Annotated in this window: 1 protein-coding gene and 1 pseudogene; both read left to right on the top strand. The window is 58.0% G+C overall.

Annotation, left to right across the window (positions count from 1 at the left end):
• Positions 1-177 precede the first annotated feature (177 nt).
• On the top strand, positions 178-1,653 hold the full coding sequence (locus tag EN925_RS33870; RefSeq protein ID WP_245465125.1) for a winged helix-turn-helix domain-containing protein: 1,476 nt from the start codon (positions 178-180) through the stop codon (positions 1,651-1,653).
• A gap of 135 nt (positions 1,654-1,788) precedes the next feature.
• Positions 1,789-1,925, top strand: a pseudogene (locus EN925_RS41140) (nucleoside triphosphate pyrophosphohydrolase); the annotation flags it as partial.

The following is a 1,925-nucleotide window of genomic DNA, read 5'->3' on the forward strand; positions in this document are numbered from 1 at the left end:
TGTCAGTCATGGTGTCCTCCTGTGACGGGGAGAGTGACACCGGTTCCCGTTCAAATCCTTGGCCCGGACCTGAAGAGTCCTGAACGGCCCTGAAGTTCGCCTTCAGGGTCATCTTGGATTATCTTGCCCGCGAGGACGGGTTCTTTGCCGATGGACTTGGAGTTTGGGAACTATCGTTTGAAACGCGCCGAACGGCAGTTGCTGGGGCCGAAAGGTCCGGTGGAGCTTTCGGCCCGTTCCTTCGACATCCTCGCCATGTTGCTCGACAGGCCGGATGAGGTGGTCAGCAAGACCGAACTTTTCGATGCGGTCTGGCCCGGCCTGGTGGTGGAGGAGAACACGCTGCAGGTCCACATTTCGGCGCTACGAAAACTGCTGCCCGCCGAAATGATCGTAACCGTGCATGGCCGTGGCTATAAATATGCTGGCCCTAGGCCCTTCGGGGCTACAGCAGAAGCTGCGGCGCCGACCAGGCCATCAATTGCCGTTCTACCCTTCCACAACATGAGCGGGGACCCGGAGCAGGACTATTTCAGCGACGGGATTACAGAAGACATCATCGCCGGGCTCGGCAAGTTCAGGGAGTTCCTAGTCATTGCGCGGAATTCCTCCTTCCAGTTCCGAGGCAAGGCCAATGACGTGGCCGAGGTGGCAAAGAAACTTGGCGTGCAGTATGTCGTCGACGGTAGCGTCCGAAAGATTGGCAACCGGGTTCGCATCACCGTGCAGCTGACAGACGCCGTCTTGATGGCCCATATCTGGGGCGAACACTACGACCGCGAACTCGACGACATTTTCGCCATCCAGGACGAAATCACCCAGATGATTGCGGCGCGTCTGGCACGACAGACCAGAACAGCGATTGCATCGCGCGCCAGGTCCCGGCCGACCAACAATATGTCGGCTTATGAGTTTTACTTGCGGGCGCTACAACTTGCAGCCGTCTATGATACGGTGCTCGAAGCAGAACCCTTTCTGCGCCGGGCGGTGAGCCTCGATCCCCGGTTTGCTGCCGCCCACGCCATGCTCAGCTTTGTGGAGTCCTTCAAGTACTATTGGGACTACAACAATCCCGGTCATTTGCATTCCGGACTGGAGATCGCAAGAACCGCATTGGGCCTTGACCCCGACGAGGCCTATGGGCATCTCGCCACCGGCTTCGCTCACTTGTATTTGCGCCAATTCAGGCAAGCTGAAATCAGCCTCGACCGGGCGGTTGCGCTCAATCCGAACGATCCGTTCATTCTTAGTATCCGCGCTATTTTCCTCAATCACACGGACAGGCCCGAGGAAGGGCTTAGCGAAATAAACGAAGCCCAGCGCCGCGACCCGTACGCTGTGGGATGGTATGATGACTTCCGTGGCGTCATACTGACGACGGCTGGGCGGTATCGCGAGGCAACTGCCTGCTACGCGAAAATGGCGACTGTACCTCCGTGGTCGCTCGTTCGTCTTGTCGTCTGCCATTCCGAACTCGGCGAAATCAAGCAAGCGCAAGACGTCCTGGCAAAAGTCAAGGCGCATTACCTTGGACTAAGCCTTGACGAGATCATTGATACGGAAGTGGACTTCTATGCCGATCCCGCAGTGTGCAGCCGTTACCGCGCGATCCTGCAGCGCGTTGATAACGAAGGAGTTGATAACGAAGGATAAGTTTCACTACAGCCCGGCGGCGAGAAGTCCAGGCTCTGGTCAGCTGACCTTCGCAGAGCTGCCCCCTGTGGACAATCTCCCCTTGCCAACTGACAGCGTTGGCAGAGCGGCCGGTCGCGGGATAGCATCAGCCCTATGACGCCATCGAAAGACATTTCGCGCCTGATCGAGATCATGGCGGCGCTGCGGGCGCCGAAGACCGGCTGTCCCTGGGATATCGAACAGGATTTCTCGACCATCGCGCCCTACACGATCGAAGAGGCCTATGAGGT

Source organism: Mesorhizobium sp. M7A.F.Ca.US.006.04.2.1 (assembly GCF_004022915.1).
Lineage (GTDB): Bacteria > Pseudomonadota > Alphaproteobacteria > Rhizobiales > Rhizobiaceae > Mesorhizobium > Mesorhizobium ciceri.